General features: G+C 46.4%; 17 protein-coding genes. 8 read left to right on the top strand and 9 right to left on the bottom strand.

Translation table 11 applies throughout. The features are described 5' to 3' along the window. Positions 1-22: 22 nt before the first annotated feature. Positions 23-1,375, top strand: a complete 1,353-nt coding sequence (gene gorA, locus L8G48_RS08850; protein WP_248264247.1) for a glutathione-disulfide reductase — start codon at positions 23-25, stop codon at positions 1,373-1,375. A gap of 143 nt (positions 1,376-1,518) precedes the next feature. Here the strand turns inward: gorA and L8G48_RS08855 are convergent, their stop codons facing one another. Further along, complete coding sequence (locus tag L8G48_RS08855; protein ID WP_248264248.1) at positions 1,519-3,834, bottom strand: methyl-accepting chemotaxis protein; 2,316 nt, start codon at positions 3,832-3,834, stop codon at positions 1,519-1,521. 350 nt (positions 3,835-4,184) lie between these two features. Between L8G48_RS08855 and L8G48_RS08860 the strand changes: the two genes are divergently transcribed. After that, entirely contained in the window at positions 4,185-5,888 is a 1,704-nt protein-coding gene (locus L8G48_RS08860; RefSeq protein WP_248264249.1) for a putative bifunctional diguanylate cyclase/phosphodiesterase, read from the top strand. A 296-nt stretch (positions 5,889-6,184) separates the two neighbouring features. Here L8G48_RS08860 and L8G48_RS08865 read toward each other — a convergent pair whose 3' ends face one another. Then, positions 6,185-6,859 carry a hypothetical protein gene (locus L8G48_RS08865; RefSeq protein ID WP_248264250.1) on the bottom strand — a complete coding sequence of 225 codons (675 nt, stop codon included), beginning with the start codon at positions 6,857-6,859 and terminating at the stop codon, positions 6,185-6,187. 140 nt (positions 6,860-6,999) lie between these two features. On the opposite strand from L8G48_RS08865, the gene L8G48_RS08870 reads away from it, so the two are divergent. Continuing rightward, positions 7,000-9,873 carry an insulinase family protein gene (locus L8G48_RS08870; protein ID WP_248264251.1) on the top strand — a complete coding sequence of 958 codons (2,874 nt, stop codon included), beginning with the start codon at positions 7,000-7,002 and terminating at the stop codon, positions 9,871-9,873. A 54-nt stretch (positions 9,874-9,927) separates the two neighbouring features. On the opposite strand, the gene gdhA is transcribed toward L8G48_RS08870, so the two are convergent. The 3 genes from gdhA to L8G48_RS08885 all read right to left on the bottom strand — a co-directional run bounded on the left by gdhA (position 9,928) and on the right by L8G48_RS08885 (position 13,003). Then, positions 9,928-11,280, bottom strand: coding sequence for an NADP-specific glutamate dehydrogenase (gdhA, locus tag L8G48_RS08875; protein WP_248264252.1), 1,353 nt, complete (start codon positions 11,278-11,280; stop codon positions 9,928-9,930). A gap of 80 nt (positions 11,281-11,360) precedes the next feature. Next, positions 11,361-12,557 (bottom strand): GGDEF domain-containing protein, encoded by a 1,197-nt coding sequence (locus L8G48_RS08880; protein ID WP_248264253.1) that lies wholly within the window; start codon positions 12,555-12,557, stop codon positions 11,361-11,363. A 2-nt stretch (positions 12,558-12,559) separates the two neighbouring features. After that, positions 12,560-13,003: a YaiI/YqxD family protein gene (locus L8G48_RS08885; protein ID WP_248264254.1), complete on the bottom strand. Its 444-nt coding sequence runs from the start codon at positions 13,001-13,003 to the stop codon at positions 12,560-12,562. Between the two features lie 127 nt (positions 13,004-13,130). On the opposite strand from L8G48_RS08885, the gene L8G48_RS08890 reads away from it, so the two are divergent. Beyond that, the gene (locus L8G48_RS08890) at positions 13,131-13,760 is read left to right on the top strand and encodes a peroxiredoxin (RefSeq protein WP_248264255.1); all 630 of its coding nucleotides are present in this window, start codon (positions 13,131-13,133) and stop codon (positions 13,758-13,760) included. Between the two features lie 113 nt (positions 13,761-13,873). Here L8G48_RS08890 and L8G48_RS08895 read toward each other — a convergent pair whose 3' ends face one another. Genes L8G48_RS08895 through hemH form a run of 3 tightly spaced genes read right to left on the bottom strand, consistent with a single transcriptional unit; the run spans position 13,874 to position 16,015 of the window. Continuing rightward, positions 13,874-14,386, bottom strand: a complete 513-nt coding sequence (locus tag L8G48_RS08895; RefSeq protein ID WP_248264256.1) for a type VI secretion protein — start codon at positions 14,384-14,386, stop codon at positions 13,874-13,876. 19 nt (positions 14,387-14,405) lie between these two features. Then, entirely contained in the window at positions 14,406-14,876 is a 471-nt protein-coding gene (locus L8G48_RS08900; RefSeq protein WP_248264257.1) for a retropepsin-like aspartic protease family protein, read from the bottom strand. Positions 14,877-14,920: 44 nt separating this feature from the next. Then, complete coding sequence (gene hemH / locus L8G48_RS08905) at positions 14,921-16,015, bottom strand: ferrochelatase (RefSeq protein ID WP_248264258.1); 1,095 nt, start codon at positions 16,013-16,015, stop codon at positions 14,921-14,923. A 133-nt stretch (positions 16,016-16,148) separates the two neighbouring features. On the opposite strand from hemH, the gene L8G48_RS08910 reads away from it, so the two are divergent. The 4 genes from L8G48_RS08910 to L8G48_RS08925 all read left to right on the top strand — a co-directional run bounded on the left by L8G48_RS08910 (position 16,149) and on the right by L8G48_RS08925 (position 19,487). Beyond that, a complete protein-coding gene (locus tag L8G48_RS08910) occupies positions 16,149-16,733 on the top strand; it encodes a YqaA family protein (protein ID WP_248264259.1) in 585 nt (194 codons plus the stop codon). Positions 16,734-16,748: 15 nt separating this feature from the next. Next, the gene (locus L8G48_RS08915; RefSeq protein ID WP_248264260.1) at positions 16,749-17,804 is read left to right on the top strand and encodes a CNNM domain-containing protein; all 1,056 of its coding nucleotides are present in this window, start codon (positions 16,749-16,751) and stop codon (positions 17,802-17,804) included. Positions 17,805-17,941: 137 nt separating this feature from the next. Beyond that, on the top strand, positions 17,942-18,865 hold the full coding sequence (gene trhO / locus L8G48_RS08920; protein WP_248264261.1) for an oxygen-dependent tRNA uridine(34) hydroxylase TrhO: 924 nt from the start codon (positions 17,942-17,944) through the stop codon (positions 18,863-18,865). A gap of 145 nt (positions 18,866-19,010) precedes the next feature. After that, a complete protein-coding gene (locus L8G48_RS08925; protein ID WP_248264262.1) occupies positions 19,011-19,487 on the top strand; it encodes a Dps family protein in 477 nt (158 codons plus the stop codon). A 79-nt stretch (positions 19,488-19,566) separates the two neighbouring features. Here L8G48_RS08925 and L8G48_RS08930 read toward each other — a convergent pair whose 3' ends face one another. Next, positions 19,567-22,023 (bottom strand): TonB-dependent receptor plug domain-containing protein, encoded by a 2,457-nt coding sequence (locus L8G48_RS08930; RefSeq protein WP_248264263.1) that lies wholly within the window; start codon positions 22,021-22,023, stop codon positions 19,567-19,569. Positions 22,024-22,025: the final 2 nt, after the last annotated feature.

Genomic DNA, 22,025 nt, shown 5'->3' on the forward strand with positions numbered 1-22,025 from the left:
GAATTAACAGGAGTTAAGCAGTATGAGCAGACATTATGACTATCTTGCGATAGGTGCCGGCAGTGGCGGTATCGCCTCAGCCAACCGCGCGGCCGTTCGTGGCGCAAAAGCCGCTGTTATTGAAGCAAAGCATGTTGGCGGCACTTGCGTAAATGTGGGTTGTGTCCCTAAGAAGGTCATGTGGTACGGCGCTCATATTGCTGAAGCCATTAAATATTCCCCATCGTACGGTTTTGACGTGGAGCAAAAAGGCTTTGACTGGGCGACTATGGTGAAAAACCGTGAAGCCTACATTGAACGCATTCACGGTGGTTACCACCGCGGTTTTCAGGGTAATGGCGTTGAATTTATTGAAGGTTTTGCCAAATTCGTGGACCAACGTACCGTTGAAGTAAACGGTGAACACATTACCGCTGATCATATTACCATTGCCACCGGCGGACGTCCTACTATCCCTGATGTTCCGGGAGCTGAGCACGGTATCGATTCCGACGGTTTCTTTGCCCTTACTGAACAACCTAAAAAAGCAGCGGTTGTTGGAGCGGGTTACATTGCAGTTGAACTTGCCGGAGTTTTCCATGCTTTGGGCACCGACACCCACCTGCTGGTTCGTCGTGACCGCCCGCTGCGCAACTTTGACAAAGATTTAACCGACGGCTTGCTTGAACGCATGAAACAAGACGGTCCCGAGCTTCATACATACACTAACATCCGCGAAGTGGTTAAACAGGATGACAGCACGCTAACGCTGCACTTCGAAAACGGCCAGTCAATGGAAGGTGTCGAGTGTTTGGTTTGGGCGATAGGCCGTGAGCCATCAACCGACAATATTAATTTAGAATGCACAGGCGTTGAACTGGACAATGACGGTTTTATTAACGTAGATAAGTTTCAGAATACCAACGTGCAAGGCATTTATGCTGTTGGTGATAACACCGGTGCTGCGGCACTAACTCCGGTTGCTATAAAAGCCGGTCGCCAGCTGTCTGAGCGCCTGTTTAATGACATGCCAAACGCACACATGGATTTTGAAAACATTCCGACCGTGGTGTTCAGCCACCCCACTATTGGTACCGTTGGTTTGAGTGAAGAAGACGCCAAACTGAAATATGGTGAAGACAACATCAGCGTTTACAAGTCGTCTTTCGCCGCCATGTACAACGCCGTTACTCCGCATCGCGCATTGAGCTACTTTAAGCTGGTGTGCCACGGTCAGGAAGAAAAAGTAGTCGGCATTCATGGTATTGGCGAAGGCATGGATGAAATACTGCAAGGCTTTGCCGTTGCTCTGAAAATGGGCGCTAACAAGGCAGATTTAGATTCGACGGTTGCGCTGCATCCTACTAGTGCCGAGGAGTTTGTTACCCTGAAATAGGGAATTTCAAACTGATTTCAAAGTAAGCTTTTTAGAGCAGTTCGAAGGTAACTGACAACGAGAAATTCCTCAGTTGAACGTTGCCTCCGAAATGCTCAAAAAAATTACCCAGCGGATTTAAGGTGCCAAATTCGGAGCTACTCTCAAAACCGGAAATTACCCAACACCCGTTTGATAGATTCTGAGACCTCGCTGAGCTGGTCGCTGGTGCGGATCATCCCCTCCGTTCCCTGACTGATTGACTGGCTCTGTTCACGGATGGTCTGGAGGCTCCGGTCAATGTCTTCCGACACCTGACTCTGCTGTTCGGTGGCACTCGCGACCTGCATATTCATGCTCCGAACGGAGTCCACTTTTTCGGTGATAGTGCCAAACCGTTCAAGGGATATGCTCACCGCTTCAGTAGCTGACCTCATGCCAACCTCAATATCCTGCATCGTGTTGGCGGCTCGATGGGTTTCAGGCAGCAGCTCGTCGATGATCCCGCGGATCTCCTCTGTTGACTGCTGAGTGCTATGGGAAAGGTTACGCACCTCATCAGCCACCACAGCAAATCCACGCCCGTGCTCACCAGCGCGGGCAGCTTCGATCGCCGCGTTCAGTGCCAGCAGATTGGTCTGGTCGGCAATGTCGGTGATAACCTTAAGAACATCTTCGATGCGTTTCGATCGATTATCAGCTCTGCCTACGACCTCAGCCGCGTTGGCGACGTTATCGGCAAGGCTTTCTATCTCGCCGTTAAGATCCTCCATGCTTTTGCGGTTCGTTTCACAGGTATCTACCATTGCGTCTGTTTCCGAAGAGGTATTCTGGGCGTTCTGAGCAACTTCCGAGAAAGAGGATGTCATTTGGGTAGTGGCACTGGCAGCGGATTCCACTCTTTTCATCTGCTCGTCCGCCGCCGAGCGATTCAATTCGGATATACTGCTGAAATCGCTGGCGGCCGAGTTTAGGGTCTGGACCGGTTCTTCAAGCGACTTGAGGTTATCCTGCAGTTTGCCCATAAACTGATTAAACCGCGCGCCAATCGCACCGATTTCGTCATTGCGTTGATCGTCCAGACGACGGGTGAGATCACCCTCGCCCTCAGCGATATTGGCCATTGCCTTTTCTGTAACTATCAATGGCCTGACCAGAGTTCGAGCAAACACAATGATGGCAGCGCCTGCGGCGAGCAAAACAATGACCGTCCAGAACACTACGGATTGCAAAAGACTCGTACGTAAATCAGTTGCTGGTTGAAGTGCTTCGGAGCGATCGATCTCGCTGATCAAAGCCCAGCGGCTCTCGCCGTAGTCGAATGGCTGATACAAGGAAAACACTTGCGTGCCGCGATAATCCTGAAAAGACAGAAAGCCTGTTTCCCCCTCGAGTGCAGCGTTGACCGCCGGTGAGTCAATCACCAACCGTCCGATGGCTGAACCGGAACTGTCAATACGATCGATCATGGAATCCGATTTGCCACGTCGCTTTAATGTGTCGATAAACGCCTCTTTGTCCTCCAGTATAAAACGGCTCTCGCTGCGCAATTTACTGTCGGGTCCCACCAGGTAACTCTCTCCAGAGTCGCCGAGTCCAAAATCCTCCCAATTCTCGTCAAACGTCATGATACCGGTGATGACTTCAAGCGGCATTTGGAAAATAAGCACACCGGCGGTTTCCCCATTGATGTGAATCGGTGAGGCGATAAACGAGGCCGGCGCTTCGTAAGAGGGCGTATAAACAGCGAATTCCGTTAGTGGTACAGCGTCGACCTTATTGCTACCCATGGCTCGTCGGTACGCTTTGGCAACCCCAGAATCCGAGAAAGGACCGTCGCTCAGCGAAGTTCCGAAATCCACTTCTTTAAAGACGGAATATACGATGGTGTCCGTCTCCGCATCTACCAGAAACACATCGTAATAACCGAATTCTTGCTGGAATTTTCGAAAGGTACTGTGCCACTGTTTATGGGCCTCATCGTAGGCAGTGCCGTTATCCGCTGAATTCATTTGTTCTCTGTGGCCGGATGGTGCGGAGTTATTCACTATATAATCTATTTGCATAGCGCGGGCGGTATCAGTTAAGCCATTAAAAACATCGGATGCGGAAAAGCCTTTGCTGGGATTCGTCTGTTCGTAACGCCCCATGAACTGATTGTTGTAGTAGTCGGACAAGGTGCCGGCTTCGCTGGGATCCTTTTTTGGGTAGTCAGCGAAGCCGTCGGAAAAGGCTCTGAGAGCCTGTCGCGTGGTGAAGCTATCAGACATTGTACGGACCTGATCCTCAATACGCGTCTGGGTGGAAGTCAATTCCCTTCCCAGCATTCGACGAGTCAGTGTGAGCCGTTCTCGGGCGGCTTCGGTCAGTGCATTGGTGCTTTTACTCGAAGCTTGATACCACAAAACCGTGCTGGTAATGCCGATCGCTGAAAATATCAAGATAAAGCCACCCATCAAAAGATTCGACGAGATACGCATAAAAGCTCCATTCTTATATGATCATGCTAATAAGTCTGGAACAGACTAGAAAATAATCAAGCGAACTGCGATTTTTTTACACCTCCTTAATCATGGCAATGGGATAGGTGATTTTAGCCGCCCACTTCATACAACATTTCATTAGTCTGAAAGACCCTCGCATCAGCCGCTACAAACGCAATTATCTGCTGGACACTTCTAGATAACAATTATCGCTCAGTCGTGGTGAGATTTGAGGCTAAATACTCTAGCCATGGATGTTTAGCAAACGAGCCGCAATTCAACTATGTTCTATACTTAGTACTTTAAGTTAACCCGTTCCCCCTAATTTCAACCAACGGCTCAATTTCATGACAAAAAGCCGCTACAACAAAATCAGCGAAGCACGGTTCCGCAAGCTGTTTGATGACACGCAAACTATGTCTATTCAAGGCTATAGCGCCGATGGCGCGGTAGTCTATTGGAATGCTGCCTCAGAAAAAATCTACGGTTACTCCACTAGTGAAGCACTGGGTCGCAGTATTTATGACTTAATCATTCCTCATAACATGCACAATGAAGTAGAGCAGGCAGTAGCCTGGATGTTCGAGCATCAACAAGGCATTCCGCCGGCTCGACTTAACCTCAAACATAAAGATGGCAGTATGGTTCCCGTTTACTCGAGCCACACGGTGGTGGCACTCCCGAATGACGAGCCTATTATGTTTTGCATGGACGCTGATACGCGCTCATTGGAAATGGCCGAGGCCGAAGTGCAACGTCTCTCATATTATGATCCGCTCACTGATCTACCCAACCGGCGTCTAATGCTTGAACGCATAGCGAGTATGATGCGTAGCGTTAAAGGCGAACATTCAGTCGCCGCATTGCTCATTATCGATATTGTTAATTTTCATAGTATCAACGAGAGTCTTGGTTACAGCAGTGGCGATCGCGTTCTTGTGCATTGCGCAAAATCATTACAACAGTTTGCCTCTTCTGCCGATGATCTTGCTCGCCTCGGTAAGGATGAATTTGTTATTTTATTGCCATGCACCGCACCGTCATTCGATGCCGCTGCAGCAGAAGCAGAACAATTGGCAACTCAGATTATTGCAGAGCTGGAAACACCATTAATGCTGGAGAATAACACTCATCAATTGGGTGCTTGCGTTGGTATTACTTTATTTCAGTGCCCCAGCAGCTTACCCAGTGATGAGTTAGTCCGCCAGGCAGATATAGCACTGCAAATGGCGAAAAGCTCTAATACCAAGGTTATTAGCTTCTTCGACCGGGAAATGGAATCTACAGTCAAAGAGCGCTTACAACTTTCTCAGGCGCTCAATCATGCCGTTGAACATCAAGAGTTTGCTCTAGCCCTGCAACCACAGGTAGATGCACAACAGCAAGTTATCGGCTTTGAAGCACTACTTCGTTGGCAACACCCTACCCTCGGGGCAATATCACCTAATGATTTTATTCCTATAGCCGAGGCGACTGGCAGTATTATAGATATTGGTGACTGGGTTCTGGAGAAAAGCTGTGAAACACTTGTTCAATGGGAAGCCCGTAGCACCTGCAAACACCTGAAAATTTCAGTCAATGTAAGTCCTGTGCAGTTTCGTCTGGGTGATTTTATCAAACGCGTACAGAGCACTCTCGAGCGCACAGGTGCAAACCCCAGCAATTTACGTTTTGAACTGACAGAGAGTCTAATAGCTGACAACATCGACTTTATTGTTACGCAAATGCAGAGTTTGCGCCGGCTGGGTATATCGATTTCTTTAGACGACTTTGGTACGGGCTATGCGTCCTTAGCTTATCTCACCCGGTTGCCTCTCGACGAACTTAAAATAGACCGCGCATTCGTTGATAACCTGGAGCAACAGAGTAAAGGTGCATTGTTAGCCGAGACCATTATTAGCCTGGGTCGTAGTATGAACCTGTCCGTTATCGCAGAAGGTGTTGAAACAAACAAACAATTTGAACGACTGCAGAATATGGGGTGCGAATATTTCCAGGGCTATCTGTTTGGCAAGCCACAAGCGGAGGTTGAGGACTATTTACCCCGATAGCTTCCATCTGAGCAAGATTGTGATGCGAGCGAGCAGCCTGCGGCTATTGATTAAAGTAAAGAAGTAATAGAGCTTAAACGAGCTTCCTTTCAATAATTATTGCTTCCTCGTTTTCCGTAGCCAAAGATATCGATACGGAGGTTTTAATCCAAAAGATGCAAATGGCAACCCTATTGAAATACAGTGGCCACCAAACTTACCGGTAGTTGATAACTTTATTCGTTGCTTTGATCAGCCTTATGCCGACGTTTACGCCGGATGCACTGAGGAAAAATGAGCTCGGTTCATTACCATGCTTAATAATGAATGATCATAAATTCGCACCCTTCGGTTAGCATTTTATTACTGCTTTTAGTGACAACAATTTTGTCCGCCGTTTTCATACCTGCGTAGGTTTTTACGGATACTTTGGCAAGCCTCAACGTAACGGGGCTTTCTAAACTCTCGAAATTGGCATAAATAGTGTCAGGTAAAACAGATTTATAGCTTCCAGTGTAAGAAGTGATTTTCTCAGCCTCTACATCAATATTGAGTCGCTTATTGCTTTTAAATTCAAGGATCATACGTTGATTATTGCAGGTCTGGGCATTTCCACGAAGAACAGGCGGAAGCTTTAATTCAGGCGCGTTACCTCGCACATAGAGTCCAACATTCCGGCCTTTATAATAATGCTTTTGCTGATAAAGTTTTTGATAGCTTATCGAACCCAGTTTTTGTTGCCGAATAACTTGCTCAAGTTGATTAAAAAACTTGAGGTTTTCATTTGCCGGGTTCGTTGCCACCACAACATCCGGGAACGCTTCGGGGATCATTACACCTGAGGTGGTTTTAACTTTGAATCCATTATCCGATAAAGCCGTTATCAATTTTTCCCGGTCATATTGCGACAACCGTTCCGTTGTTAAAAATACAGTCGGTGAGGAACAACCTATTAATAAAGAAAACGCACTGAGTAAAAGAAACCATTTCATTTTTCGACATCCCTGTATCCATCTTAATGATTTTACTTTCACAATCTGTTACAAATTAGTCAACAAATAATTAAAGACTACCCTCAACAGGCAGGATAGTCCCCGTTATTATATTAGAGTCATTTTTTAAAGGATATTTTATGAAGAAGTTATTACTCGCAAGCGCTATTAGTAGTGCTTTATTAGCCGCAGGTTGCAGTCAACCGGCAACAGAGACCAGCACAGTACAACCGGCGGTAGCCGGTGAGGTAATTAAAAGTCCGAACGACCAACGCGAATACCGCGTGGTGACTCTGGATAACAATATTGAAATTATGCTGGTATCTGATCCTAATACGGACAAGTCGGCAGCCGCTTTAAGTGTAGGTGTTGGTTTGTTGCAGGACCCGGAAGCTCAACAGGGGATGGCGCACTATCTTGAGCATATGTTGTTTTTGGGAACTGAAAAATACCCCGATACAAACGAATACAGCGAATTTATGAGTAATAATGGCGGCAGCCAGAACGCTTCTACCTGGCTGGACATTACCAACTACATGTTTAAAGTGAATAACGATGCCTACAACGAAGGACTCGATCGTTTTTCAGACTTTTTTAAAGCCCCTAAGCTGTACCCTGAGTACGTGGACAAAGAACGTAATGCTGTTAACGCTGAATGGTCTATGCGCCGCGAAATGGACTTTTTTGGTCAGTTTAAATTAGGCCGTTTACTGTTAGGTGAACATCCCTCTAACCGCTTCCTTATCGGCAACCTGGATAGCTTGAGCGACAAAGAAAACAGCAAGTTGCATGAAGAAACGGTCGATTTTTATAACCGTTTTTATTCGTCTAATATCATGAAGGTTGCCATGATCAGCAACCGTTCGTTAGAAGACATGGAAGCGCTTGCCCGTAAACACTTTGCCAGTATTGAGGATGACAGCATTGACGAGCCGGAAGTCACTGCACAGATTAACTTTGATGATGTAGGCAAAAAACGCATTCATTACGTACCCAACGAAGACGTCAAACAGCTGAAGCTGGAATTTATCATTAACGATAATCAGGACCAGTTTGCCGTTAAGCCTAACCGTTATGTCAGCTACCTGCTTGGTTCAGAGATGCCGGGTACGCCAGCGCAACAACTAAAAGACGCAGGCCTGATTGCCAATTTGAAGGCCTCTGCCCAGCCGACCTTTTACGGCAACTACGGCACGCTGACATTGAACATTGAGCTAACCAATGCTGGTATGCAACAGCGTGAAGATATTGTTGCGCTTGTTATGCAGTACATTGATAAAGTCCGTGCTGAAGGCGTAGATGAGAAGTACTTTAACGAAATAAAAACCAGCCTGAGTAACCGCTTCCGCTTCTTAGAAAAAGGCGATGAATTCAGCTACGTTTCTAACTTAGCTCAAACGATGCAAAACTTCCCTGCGGAATACGCTATCAGCGCGCCTTATGAATACCAGGCGTTTGATCCTGAAGCCGTCCGCTCGGTATTGTCACAGCTGACACCGCAACGGCTCCGCATTTGGTACATAAGCCAGGACGAACCACACGACAGTCAGCTTGATTTTTATGAGGGTAAATACAAAGTTGCTGATATTCCGCAAGAGGAAATTGCCAGCTGGGATCAAGAGCCTCAAATGGCTATTAACTTGCCTAAAGTCAATACACTACTGCCTGAAAACTTTGCCATTAAGCAAAATGAAGCCTTTGATAAGCCCAAAGTGGTTATTGAAGACAACGGTATTCAGGTATGGCAATACCCAAGCCAGTTATACAGCGACCAGCCTCGCGGTGTCTTCAATATACAAATTAACAATGCCGCACCGCTTGAGAGCGTAAAAGCAGATGTTCTGACCGCCATCTGGCGCGACTTATATAATATGAATATCAGCGCTCTGGATACAGAAGCTAATATTGCCGGCATGAACCTTAATCTGAGCGACAGTACCGGGCTCACCCTTACGGTATCCGGCTTTACCGATAAACAACCTCAGTTGCTTGAGCGCGCTATTGAGAACTTAAGTTTTGACGTTGAAGAACAAGCTTTTAAGCAAGCCGTTGACCGCTATGTCAGAGACCTTCAGAACAAAGGCCAGCAATTCCCAATTTATCAAAGTTTTGATGCCTACGGGCAAGTTATTCGTGAAGGCGGATTTAATCAGGACGACTTGATTGAGACAGCAAAAGCGCTTACTCCAGCGGATTTATCCAGCTTCATGGGTACCTTGCTCAGCAATAATGCTATTCGCATATTTGCTTTCGGTAATTATGACCAGGCTGACCTGGGAGAGTCTGTTGAACGCATTAAAGATAGCTTACCAGCAAACCGCAAGGTCACTGACTTTGAAGCTCCCCAGTTCTGGAAGCCAGCGCCCGGGAAATCGATTGTATTGCGGCGTGACTTAGACGTTGCTGACGTCGCGGTGGTTGACGCGCACATTCACCCTGAACCGGGTTTTGAGCCGTTAGCTGCTGGCAGCGTACTACAAAGCCACTTCCGTACCGTAGCTTTCGATACGCTGCGTACCGAAGAGCAGTTAGCCTATGCTGTAGGAGCATTTGCACCCAGTCTGGATAATTACGCCGGTTTTGGCCTATATATTCAGACACCAGTAAAAAATGTTGCTGATATGCAAGCGCGTTTTAACAGCTTTAAGCAAGAATACTGGAAAGAGCTGCAGAAAATGACCCCGGAAGAGTTCAAGCAAATTAAGCAAAGTACGTTAATTACGTTGAACGAGAAACCAAAAAACCTCAGTGAAGAAGCCTCGCCCTTACTGGCAGACTTGAGCCTTCAGCGGTTTGAATTCGACAGTAAAGAACAGCTCATTGAGGCAGTTGAAGGTGTGACTCTTGAAGATGCCAAAGCTTTTTATCAGGAAACGCTATTAAACCCCGATGCGGCACGTATTTCGGTGCAGTTACGCGGTACCAAGTTTGCTGATAAGCCATACGCGGACCTTCCGAATCAGAAGGTAATTTCTGACTTGGCAGAGTTTCAGCAGGAGATGAAAAAGCAGTAATAGTGGCGAAACTTAAGAGCAACCTCAATAAAGAGGTTGCTCTTAATCAAGTATTCAGACCACGCCTTGCTCTATCATGGCATCGGCTACCTTACGGAAGCCTGCAATGTTTGCACCAAGAACTAAGTTTGACGGGTGACCAAAATCTTCCGCCGTGCGTTTAGCATCCTGATAAATATTGCGCATGATATCTTTGAGCTTTTCATCCACTTCTTCAAAGTCCCAACGCAACATGCTGGCGTTTTGCACCATTTCTAACTGGCTTGTTGCTACACCGCCGGCATTAGCCGCTTTCCCCGGACCATAAGCCGCACCACTCTCAATGAAGAGATCAACTGCCGCCTGCGTTGAAGGCATATTCGCCCCTTCCACAATGCATTGACAGCCATTCTCTAATAGTGACTGCGCATCTTTTTCAGTCAGTTCATTCTGAGTTGCACAAGGGAAGGCTAAATCGGCCTTATAACGCCAGACGGTATGGCCGTCTTTAGGATAATCATCTCTGGGCGTATACTCTGCGTTGTTATGAGTCTCAAGATACTCTTTCAATCGCCCTTTTTGCTCTTCTTTGATACGCTTAACCAAGTCCAGATTAATGCCTTGCTCATGATAAATCGTACCGCTGGAGTCACTGCAACTGATCGGTTTTGCGCCCAGTTCATACAACTTTTCCATGGCATAAATAGCAACATTCCCGGATCCTGAAATTAAACAGCGTTTCCCTTCCAGTGAATCGCCTTTATCGTCCATCATACATTGTGCGAAATAGACGGCACCGTATCCTGTTGCCTCTTTTCTGGCGTGCGATCCACCCCACAACAAGCTTTTACCCGTCAACACACCATCAAAGCGGTTCGCCAGCCGTTTATACTGCCCGAATAAGTAACCAATTTCGCGTGAACCCACACCAATGTCGCCGGCCGGAACATCGGTATTCGATCCAATATGTCGGTACAGCTCACTCATAAAAGACTGACAAAACCGCATAATTTCAGCATCAGATTTTCCTTTCGGGTTGAAGTTGGCACCACCTTTACCGCCACCAATCGGCAAACCGGTTAATGCGTTCTTAAAAATTTGCTCAAAACCGAGAAACTTAATAATGCCGGCGTTGACGCTGGGGTGAAAACGTAGCCCACCTTTATAAGGCCCCAGTGCCGAGTTAAACTCCACCCGATAACCTTTGTTCACCTGAATGTTACCCTTGTCATCCATCCAGGGAACCCGAAACATAATCTGACGCTCGGGCTCAACTAAACGCTCAATAATGGCGTGCTCACGATATTTGGGGCGTTCTTCAAGCAGTGGTTCTATCGACTCAAGTACATCTTCTACCGCTTGATAAAATTCAACTTGTGCGGGACTGGTCTGCTTTAACTTTTCAATCGTTTCTTTAATGTAGCTCATTGACCTGCCTGTTTTGTTTATAACGCATGACTTAATATTTGTACCTACTAATAACGTATACCAGAGTGTTTAGATCGCCACTACTTAAGAACAACCCGGTTACGCCCGGCTTCCTTGGCAGAGTAAAGGTTTTCGTCGGCACGCTTTAAAATGCTATCGGGTGTGTCGTCAGGCTCTTTTAATGTTGCGCCTAAACTAATTGTCACTTTGACAGTTTTTGCTTCATCTTTTTTACCGCGTTCTTCTTTACCTTTGCTCTTATTCTTAGGTCGCGATGGCTCCCGTAATTTAAGAGGGTAGTTAGCAATTTCACGGCGCACACTTTCTAGCGCATTTTTCAGCTTATCTTCGTTGTTATGAGCAAACACTAACGTGAATTCTTCACCACCGTAACGATATGCTTTAAAGCCTCCGTGGTTTTTCAAAATACTGCCCAGCAGCCGCAATACCTGATCACCAACCTCATGCCCATAACGGTCATTAAACTTTTTGAAATAGTCCACATCGAGCATACAAACGGCACTGCGTTTGCGTAAATGCTGCAATTGGCTTATTAGTGCCCGCCGTTGCGGGAGTCCGGTAAGCTCATCAATGTAAGCCAGCTTTACCATTTGGTCAGCCAGCGCCAGCAATAACCCCGTAGCGGCGGCTAACGCAGCCCAGGTGGAAGCATATTCATGCTGAACCACCAGCAAAAATATCATCATTGCCAGCCAGGCTGCCCATTGGCTCCAGGCAAAGGATGAGGCAGTCTTGTACAATAAATAGGTTGCCCAGATACCAGCCATTGCTATGGTCCATAGCAGTAAGCCCATAGGAAATGAGCCTTGTTGCCAGTCTGGTAAGGTTAAAATATCCGCCGGGCTGAGCAAAACAACAATGCCAGCCACCTGAGGCAACAGCAACGCTAAAGGCAAACCTCCCACAACCATAACTGTCAGAATACCTTTGCCGCTCAATAATAACGGCTTATTTACAAAAGCTAAGAGCAACGCACTAATAGATAGCCATACCGGCAACGCTTCATAAAGCAGCGAAACTTCTTTTTGCGCTAATGGCTGCTGCAAACCGAGTTGGATGGTTGCGTAACTACCACCAATCCAGGCGCACCAGTAGAACCAATACCATTGTCGAAAAAAAGCTGCGACTAAAAAGACGAGCCCTAACGCAGCAAAAACAGCTTCGGGGACCGGTAATGAAATCGTTGTCAGCCATTCAGGAAAGATCCAAATAGCCAGAGCCCAGACGATAGCCGGTAATGCAGCAAAAAAAGCCACGCTTAGCTCCCTGCCAGCAGTCTGTCTAAATGATCCGCAAAGTTTTTGCGATCAACATTGGATAGCGGTGGCGGTCCGCCCGACTGAATACCGCTGCTTCGCATGGTGTCCATAAAGTCGCGTATATTCAGTCGTTGCCGAATATTGTCCGGAGTAAATAATTCTCCGCGAGGGCTCAGCGCCTTAGCGCCTTTGTCGATCACTTCGGAAGCCAGAGGAATATCGCTGGTTATGACTAAATCATTAGCCTCACAACGGCGAACAATTTCATGATCCGCGACATCAAAGCCACTACCCACTTGAATCATATGAATGAACTTAGACTTAGGGGTTTGGATACGCTGATTCGCCACTAAATAAAGCGGCAGTTGTTTACGCTGTGCCGCGCGAAACAGAATTTCCCGAATCGCCACCGGGCATGCGTCGGCGTCAATAAATAAGTTCATTGCTGATAATCCATGCATCTATATTAGAGTAAAAGGTTCTAAGCCTATTGCCTTGTAATGTGTTCAGTGAGCTATCATTTAACGGTTACCAATAAAGGTTATCAACACTTATTTCAGGAGTAACTTTATGACATTACGTATTGGCGATACTGCACCAGACTTTACCATTGATACCACTCAGGGTTCGATCAAATTTCATGACTGGGCGAAAGGTTCCTGGGTATTCTTTTTCAGTCACCCGGCTGATTATACGCCGGTTTGCACCACCGAAATGGGAAGAACCGCACAATTGGCGCCGGAGTTTGAGAAGCGCAATGTAAAACCTCTTGGTTTATCCACTGACACGGTAGACGCCCACAAAGGTTGGATCAACGATGTGAATGACACTCAAAATACCACGCTGGAGTTTCCTATCGTTGCTGATAAGGAACGCAAAGTTGCTGAACTTTACGACATGCTCCACCCCAACGAAAGTGCCACAGCAACCGTTCGGTCAGTCTTTATTATTGATCCCAACCAAAAAATCCGGCTGATCATGACTTACCCTATGACAGTAGGCCGCAATTTTAATGAGATTTTACGGGTTATTGATGCTCTGCAAACTACCGACCGCGAAGAAGTTGCCTGCCCGGCAGACTGGGTACCCGGCGACTCAGTAATTATTCGTCCAACTGTCAGCGATGAAGACGCAAAACAGAAATTTCCACAAGGTTGGAAAACACTTCGTCCTTACTTAAGGCTGACCGATATTAAATAGCTTTAACTTTTTTCTTTAAACTGCAGGCGAACTGCCCATTTGAGCAGTTCGCCCGGCGGTTTCGCTCTGCACAAGAGGGCCCCACATAAAGTGGCAACCATGCTCAATACCTCTTATTTGACGCGCTTCACCCGCATGCGCCGGTTTGAACCTTCCCGCCCGAAGAAAAATGAGTTTAATGCGCCACGTTCGATATAATAGGTGTCGTTATCGTCCCACGAAAAATAGCCACCACTGTCAGTCTGCTTCCAGAGTTGACCATTGACTAAAGTTATCCGCCACTTATCGTAGGGTCCTTGCTCTTTAGCAGCCACCTCAATCTCAACTTTGTCCAGCTGCCCTTCCTCTCTGTCCTTGTGCTCCATACCAAAGCTTTGTTCTAAAGAGGCGTTACCATGACGCTGAGTCGATTGCTGAGCCTGCCTTTGTTTTTCGGCCGACATTTTTCCTTTAGCTTTTCTTTTCATCTGTTGTGACTGACCTCGTTGTTGCTTAGCAATATTGTCGTAACAGACCAGTCGTTCTAACGAATCTTCAATTTCTGCGCATTGTTTCAGCGTTTCCTGTTGGGCTCCGGCCCCACCAGCAATAATCAATAACGTTGCACCTAGTAGTGTTTTATACATACATCATCCTGCTTTATTTTTAATAACGTAAAGTAAGAGTATCGCCTTTTTGCGTTAACTCAAATTCTTTCAGAGCACTCATCCCCAAAAGTATGACATCGCCATCCATACCGGGAGTAATAGATGCTGCTACATTAGTCATCTGAATATCACCCAGCTCTAACCGGTTAATTTGCGTGCGGTAAGTGATAACACGACCATTAGCGGTTTGAGACATGCCCTGTCGGCCTTTACGCAGTCCCAGTTTTTGGGCCAAATTTTCTGGCACAGCAACCAGAGTCGCCCCAGTATCCAGTAAAAAAGTAACAGGCTGCCCGTTCACTTTTCCCTGAGCAACATAATGGCCCATCCGGTTTTGCTCGAGCACAACCGTCACTTGTCCATTGTCGATACGACTTTGAACTTGTGTATTGGGGTTAAACTGTTGCTGCAGTTTGTCTTCGAAAAACCAAACCAGCATAACAATAGCAAGCCCCCATGCTATAAACATGAAAGGCTTGCCAAATGAACTAGTGCGAGCCAAGGTCTTCCCCTTTAATTATCATAAGGTAAGCTTTGCTTTTTAACAGCATCAGCTCTGTGCTGGCGGTCGCCTGAGACCTCTTCAACCGACCAGCCTTGTAAATTTTGCTCTACTAGCTGAGACAGTGCATTAATGTGTTCACTTTCCGCATTTAATGCAGAGATATATTCATACCGTTCACCACCACTGTCCATAAAGTATTCCCGGTTTTCTTCACCAATCTCTTCAACCGTTTCTAAACAATCAGACGAGAACCCGGGACAGAACACCTGTACCGACTTAACCCCTTTATCCGGTAATGCTTTCATGGTCATATCGGTATAAGGCTGCAGCCATTGTTCACGACCGAAACGAGACTGGAAGGTGGTCAGATAATCATCTTTTCCAAGGCCCAGGCGCTCAGCCAATAACCGTGATGTTTTGTAGCACTCGCAATGATAGGGGTCACCATTTTTTAAGTAACGCAGCGGAATACCATGATAAGAAAAGAGTAACTTGTCGGCGCGACCGTGCTGCTCCCAGTGTCTTTCAATACGTTTTGCCGCCGCCTCAATAAACGGCGAGAAGTCATGATAATGCGTGAGAAAACGCAACTCAGGTAACCAACGACGTTTGGTAAAGTTTTTAGCCAGTGCGTCGAACGTTGAGGCAGTTGTTGAAGCTGAGTACTGTGGGTATAAGGGCAGTACCAGTAACTTACGGACCCCCTGCTGCATCATCTTATCGACCACATCGCCGAGTGCCGGGTTTCCATAACGCATCGCAAAATCGACCACAATATTGTCGCCCCAGGTCTCTTTTAGCTTTTCTTCAATTGCGGTAGCCTGGTCTTGTGTATGAAATAACAAAGGAGAACCACGATCCGTCCAGACCGTTTTATAAGCGGCGGCTGAACGCTTAGGCCGAAAACGAAGGATCACGCCATTCAGTATGAAAAACCACAGTAAACGTGGCACTTCGACCACTCTGGGGTCAGACAGAAATTCTTTTAAATAGGGTTTTAGCGCCTTTTTCGTCGGCGCTTCGGGAGTTCCAAGGTTAGTGACCAGCACGCCGACTTTATCTGCCTGCTCATGAGTAAATGCCGGACTTCCGCGATATTTCATTCTGAGTTACCTTTTAACAACGAACTTGATGACAAAGTTTACGTAAGTTTTAACGGCTTTGATCCCTATTTGCAAAAAAATCACGTTACACTGCGCCGATAAATACTATCGAAAATAACGTATAGACGAGCCAATGAGAGAAAACACCAAAACACAACAATGGTATCAGAAATTGGTCAGTTCGCCCCATGCACTGGTCATGCTCTTTTTTCTCTCAGCTTTGGAGGCCACGGTACTTCCTATCGCATTAGAATTGGTGCTGGTACCTTACATGGTGCTTGAACGGAAACGTATCTGGCTGGTTGCAACCGTTGCCATGGCGGGGTTCCTCGCCGGTGCTGTTGGCGGTTATTGCATTGGCTTTGCGTTATTTGACACTGCCGGTGAATGGTTCATCAATTATTTATCCGTTCAGGATTATTATCAAACGTTTCAGGAAACACTCAAACAAGATGGCTTCACCGCTATTTTTCTGGTTGGCGTGACCCCGGTGCCATTTCAGGTCGCTATGCTTGCCGCAGGCGCCGCCGATTACCCGATGTCACTATTTTTATTAGCAGCCGGTATCGCTCGCGCCTTACGTTATTATTTATTAGCTCTTATCGTTTTATGGCTGGGGCCTTATACTGAAAACTTATGGGGTAAATACGCAGGTCCTGTCGGCTGGTCAATTCTCATTCTGGCCGGCACTGTGTTATTACTCATGCAATTTCTGTAAGTATTAAAGGTACCAATGTTCCTACTGATTGTTTTTGCTGTTATCGCTATAGGTGTATCTTTTGTTTGCTCGGTTTTAGAAGCGGCTATTTTGTCAGTAACACCCAGCTACATTGCGCAATTAAAAGAAAGCCGACCTAAAACTCACCAACAATTGCGAAAATTAAAAGATTCTATCGATAAGCCACTGGCTGCTATTTTAACGCTTAACACCATCGCTCATACGGCGGGTGCTGCCGGTGTTGGTGCCCAGGTTGGAATTGTTTTTGGTGACGGTTATCTGGGTATCGCCTCAGCCGTAATGACACTGCTTATTCTTATCCTTTCAGAAATTATTCCGAAAACTATTGGTGCCAAATTCTGGCGTCCCATTGCCCCTGTGTTACCGCTCATATTGAACTTTTTGATTTTATCGCTTAAACCCTTTGTCTGGCTGTCTGATCAAATCACAAAGCGTATCGGCAGTGAAGAAGCCGACATTGATGTCCGTTCTGAAATTAAAGCCATGGCCACCATCGGTCACGAAGAAAATGCCTTAGATGATGACGAGCGTCGGGTCATTTTAAATATTCTGGATTTACATGAAATTAGGGTTCGTCAGGTCATGACGCCGCGAACGGTCTGCGAATCGATACGACCTGATTTAAATATGAGCGAGGTTAGCGAAAGGATTCGGGAGCTGCCTTTTTCCCGTTACCCGGTTATTGACAACGATGAAGAGCCTCAAGGCATCGTTTTTCGCAGTGACGTGCTTGATGCTGACGAGGCCGACTTACTGAAAGACATTGTCCGGCCGGTTGAAATTGTCACTGAAACCGTCAGCGTTGAAGCCTTGATGAGCCATCTCATAAAAGAGCGACAACACATGGCCCTGGTTTACGATGAGCATGGCAGCTGGCTGGGACTTATTACTCTGGAGGATATTATTGAAACCATACTGGGTACGCCTATCATGGATGAAACCGATAGCATTGCCAGCTTACGTCGTTACGCTCGACAACGCTGGGACAAACGCCTCAAGCGCGACCCAAAACAAGCACAGGGACAACAAGGTAATGATAAGCCGGAATAATTGATCAAAACGTTGTGGTTGTGACAACACTCTGAATTGCTTATTTGCGCTTGTTGCGGCCAAAACGGTATAATCCGCGCGATTTTAAATAAAGGCCTCGGATTTACGTTCCGAACCGCTGAAAAAGGTAACATAATATGTATATTTGTGCGGCATTGTATAAATTTGTTGAGCTCAATGACTATAAAGAGCTTCGTCAACCACTTTATCAAACGCTAATTACAAACGATGTAAAAGGCACTTTGCTGTTAGCCCGTGAGGGCATTAACGGGACCATTTGCGGTACTCGCGAAGGCATTGATAATGTGTTGGATTACCTCCGCTCCGATGAACGTTTTGCGGACATTGAACACAAAGAATCCCCCAGCGACGAACAAGCGTTTTACCGTACCAAAGTAAAACTGAAAAAAGAAATTGTAACCTTAGGCGTAGACTGGGTTGACCCAAAAAGCTCGGTTGGCACTTACGTGGATCCGGAAAAATGGAACGACCTTATTGCCGATCCTGAAGTTTTGGTCATTGATACTCGTAACGAGTACGAGTACGCCGTAGGTACCTTTGAAGGGGCGATTAACCCAAAAACCGATACCTTCCGTGAATTTCCGGAGTACGTAAAAGAACACCTGAACCCGCAGAAACATAAAAAAGTGGCGATGTTCTGTACGGGTGGTATTCGTTGTGAAAAATCAACAGCCTACTTAAAAGAGCAGGGGTTTGACGAGGTTTATCACCTAAAAGGCGGAATTCTGAAATACCTGGAAATGATGCCGGAAGACAACAGCCGCTGGAATGGCGAATGCTTTGTCTTTGATCAACGCGTAACAGTTAAACACGGTCTGGAGCCTGGTGAATACGATCAGTGCTACGCCTGTCGGATGCCAATAACCCAGGAAGAAATGCGGTCAGAACACTACCAAAAAGGGGTAAGCTGCCCTCATTGCTACGACCAAACCTCTAGCGAACAAAAAGAGCGTTTTGCCGAACGCGAGCGCCAAATTCAATTGGCTAAAGCCCGCGGTGAAAAGCATATCCGCGACGGTAAAGTTGAAAGCCTGAATTGATTTAACTCACAACTCCCCCTATTTTTTATGTAAGCATTAACTGACAGCTATCGCCTTTGACTGTCAGTTTTATCGGTTTTCATCGCTTTCTTTAACTCTATGATTCAACTATGATTGGGGGATATCAATGACAGAGGAGATTTCTATGAAACAGTTAAGCGTAATTGGTTTAGACCAGAAAAAAGCAGAGCAACTTGGCGATAAACTCAATGAGTTACTTTCAAATTATCAAATGTTCTACATGAATGTTCGCGGCTTTCACTGGAATATTAAAGGTGAACATTTTTTTGAATTACACGCTAAATTTGAAGAAACTTACGATGACCTGTTACTGAAAATTGATGAAATTGCAGAGCGTATTCTGACCTTAGGTCAGCGCCCACAGCACGCTTACTCAACTTACATTAAGAACAGCGAAATTGAAGAAGTAAAAGATGTGCACGAAGGACGTGCCTGCGTTGCAAATATTCTGGACAGCTACCAGACAACCATTCGTTTACAGCGTCAGATTCTTGAGCTGTCTGACGAAGCTGGCGATGAAGGTACTAACGCGTTAATGAGTGATTATATCAAAGAGCAGGAAAAAACCGCCTGGATGCTGACTTCTTACATGGGTGATTAATTTTCACGGCTTAATTTTCCCTTTAAGTAACGACAAAAGCGCCCCAAGTTATTGGGGCGCTTTTTTATGCCAATGATGGTTAGAACGTGTAGTTCAACCGGGCGTAGTAATAACCACCGTTAATGCCGAACGGGAAGGTTTCCCAACCGTATTCAAAGCCAGCGTCAGAAAATGGTGAACCGGCACTGCCCCATTTATCGGGGTATGTATCAAACAGATTATTTGCACCAATGCGCACATTCAGGCTATCGGTAAAGTCATAACCAACCGAGAGATCCGTTAGCCACTTAGCGCCCCATTCATGACGAACGCCTGTAAAAGCTTGTCCTTCAACCGCACCAAAATAATTAAAGGCTACGTTGGCGCTCCAGGCATCGCGCGTCCAGTCACCACTTAAGGTAGCTTTTTCGCTGGGTTGACCTTCTTCAAGACGAAGAACCTGAGTATCGTTAAAGATTTTCTCTCCCGGAATTAATGACGACACAGAATTAACCTGATCTACCTCTGTATTCATAAAGCTCATAGCAGCGGTTAAGTTCAGGCTGCCATCCAGAAGTTCTGTCGGGTAAGACGCAATAATATCCAGACCCGTAGTTTTAGTATTTACCGAGTTAGTAAAGAACTGCGCAGCTCCCAGATTATTATCTTCCAGGATTTGCCCAAATTCTGCGCCTACATCGGCAGTCAGTGATTCCGACAAAACAATCCGATCATCAATATTAATTTGATAGAAGTCCATAGTCAGATCAAAGCCACTGTCAAAGCGCTTAATTAGACCTAAACTCAGACTTTCAGATGTTTCTTCTTCCAGTTCGTTAATACCAAATTGGCGTGCTACTTCATCGTTATTAGCAATGGTTCCAGTTTCCACCAAGGTGCCGTTAACGATGTTAGTCGAGACCTGACTGTAGTAGATTTGTTGCACCCCTGGTGCGCGGAAACCTGTCGACACCGTACCACGCAGAGAAAAGTCGCTGTTAACATCATAACGCGCCGATAACTTACCAGAGATATTATCGCCTGCAATATCGTAGTCTTCATAACGTATCGCCCCGGCTAACAAGAAGTCAGGAGTAACGTAATATTCGGCATCCGCATAAACACCATAGCTGTCACGGTCAGCATCTACAGCCTGGCTTGGACTAAAGCCAGGAAAACCTTGTATGCCGGCTTCAGCGCCCGCTCCCGATGGGGTTAAAATTTCAACGCTGGGATCATTTGCCCGACCATAAGCCCAGGACACCGGGTCGCCCGGGTTAATTTCATAGCCATCCCGACGCATTTCTAAACCCACCGCTAAATAAAGCAGTTCGTTAGCAACATCAACCGTCCCGTTAAAGTCTAAGTTGAATGTGGTTTGTTCAAAAACCAACTCACCAGCAAAGGCTGACGTCGGTGTTTCACCGAAAATTCCGCCCTCTTGGCGTGGTTCGTAATACCAGCTTACGTTAGCTGAATTCGAGGAATTAAAACCAAACTCATTCTTCCCGTACACGACACTGGCATCCCACAACCAGGCATTGGGCAAGTCACCGCGAATACCGACAGCAAGAGATTGATCATCCGCTTCAGTTTCTAATGTGGGTAAAAAACCATCGGGGTAAATCGCTTCGATGGTTCTTGGATGGCCGCGACCGCGGAAAAAGCCAGACGACTCGCCATCACGGCTGGAAACACCACCAAAAGCATAAAGTTCGGTGGTTGAGCCTAGGTTATAGCCCGAATTAAACCAGGCATATAAGTTTTCTGAATCAGCATCACCAATATGCAGTCTAACGACAGGCTCTCCGTCGGATGACAACCAGTCACCGATTAACGACGCTTCGGCCGGCGACGCCCGGTTTGTCTTACCACGGTCACGATATTCCAGCGTGCCGTTAAAGTACCCGTTTTTCGATGTTACACCGTAGTTAAGACCCAGGGTATTGACTTCTCCGTCCCCTTCGTAGGTTTGGCCTATTTCAGCTGAAACACTGCCACCGTCGGAGCTTTTCAGGGTGATATTGATAACTCCGGCTATAGCGTCAGAACCATATTGAGCAGCAGCTCCGTCACGCAAAATTTCAACACGCGCCACAGCTGTAATAGGAATAGCATTGATGTCGTAACCAGCAGAACCTTTACCAATAGTTTCCTGAACATTTACCAACGCCTGCTGATGCCGCCGCTTGCCATTAACCAACACCAAAACCTGATCGGGGTTGAGTCCGCGCAGTGTCGCTGGACGAATAATGTCCGAACCATCAGAAATGGTCGTGCTGGAAAAGTTAAAAGAAGGCGCACTCATTTGCAAAGCTTTACCTAATTCTGTCGCCCCTGTTTTAACCAGCTGTTCCGAAGAAATAATGTCAATAGGCGATGCCGACTCCGTTGCGGTGCGACCGTTTACTCGTGAGCCTAGTGTTACGATACGCTCCATCGACTCATCGGATTCGGCATTAACGTCCGCTTGTTGAGCTAAGACGGTGTTCGGCATGGCTAACGCTGCAGACAGTGAAAGCGCTAAATACCCCAGCTTGAATGATGCTTTGCTCATAA

Source organism: Idiomarina aminovorans (assembly GCF_023155095.1).
In the GTDB taxonomy this organism is placed as follows: domain Bacteria; phylum Pseudomonadota; class Gammaproteobacteria; order Enterobacterales; family Alteromonadaceae; genus Idiomarina; species Idiomarina aminovorans.

Excerpts from the sequence above, each read along its gene's own strand:
- L8G48_RS08855 (WP_248264248.1), bottom strand. The coding sequence starts at position 3,834 with ATGCGTATCTCGTCGAATCTTTTGATGGGTGGCTTTATCTTGATATTT.
- hemH (WP_248264258.1), bottom strand. The coding sequence starts at position 16,015 with ATGAAATATCGCGGAAGTCCGGCATTTACTCATGAGCAGGCAGATAAA.
- gorA (WP_248264247.1), top strand. The coding sequence starts at position 23 with ATGAGCAGACATTATGACTATCTTGCGATAGGTGCCGGCAGTGGCGGT.
- L8G48_RS08885 (WP_248264254.1), bottom strand. The coding sequence starts at position 13,003 with ATGAACTTATTTATTGACGCCGACGCATGCCCGGTGGCGATTCGGGAA.
- L8G48_RS08925 (WP_248264262.1), top strand. The coding sequence starts at position 19,011 with ATGAAACAGTTAAGCGTAATTGGTTTAGACCAGAAAAAAGCAGAGCAA.
- trhO (WP_248264261.1), top strand. The coding sequence starts at position 17,942 with ATGTATATTTGTGCGGCATTGTATAAATTTGTTGAGCTCAATGACTAT.
- L8G48_RS08865 (WP_248264250.1), bottom strand. The coding sequence starts at position 6,859 with ATGAAATGGTTTCTTTTACTCAGTGCGTTTTCTTTATTAATAGGTTGT.
- L8G48_RS08915 (WP_248264260.1), top strand. The coding sequence starts at position 16,749 with ATGTTCCTACTGATTGTTTTTGCTGTTATCGCTATAGGTGTATCTTTT.
- L8G48_RS08930 (WP_248264263.1), bottom strand. The coding sequence starts at position 22,023 with ATGAGCAAAGCATCATTCAAGCTGGGGTATTTAGCGCTTTCACTGTCT.
- L8G48_RS08860 (WP_248264249.1), top strand. The coding sequence starts at position 4,185 with ATGACAAAAAGCCGCTACAACAAAATCAGCGAAGCACGGTTCCGCAAG.
- L8G48_RS08900 (WP_248264257.1), bottom strand. The coding sequence starts at position 14,876 with ATGTTTATAGCATGGGGGCTTGCTATTGTTATGCTGGTTTGGTTTTTC.
- L8G48_RS08890 (WP_248264255.1), top strand. The coding sequence starts at position 13,131 with ATGACATTACGTATTGGCGATACTGCACCAGACTTTACCATTGATACC.
- L8G48_RS08910 (WP_248264259.1), top strand. The coding sequence starts at position 16,149 with ATGAGAGAAAACACCAAAACACAACAATGGTATCAGAAATTGGTCAGT.
- L8G48_RS08895 (WP_248264256.1), bottom strand. The coding sequence starts at position 14,386 with ATGTATAAAACACTACTAGGTGCAACGTTATTGATTATTGCTGGTGGG.
- gdhA (WP_248264252.1), bottom strand. The coding sequence starts at position 11,280 with ATGAGCTACATTAAAGAAACGATTGAAAAGTTAAAGCAGACCAGTCCC.
- L8G48_RS08870 (WP_248264251.1), top strand. The coding sequence starts at position 7,000 with ATGAAGAAGTTATTACTCGCAAGCGCTATTAGTAGTGCTTTATTAGCC.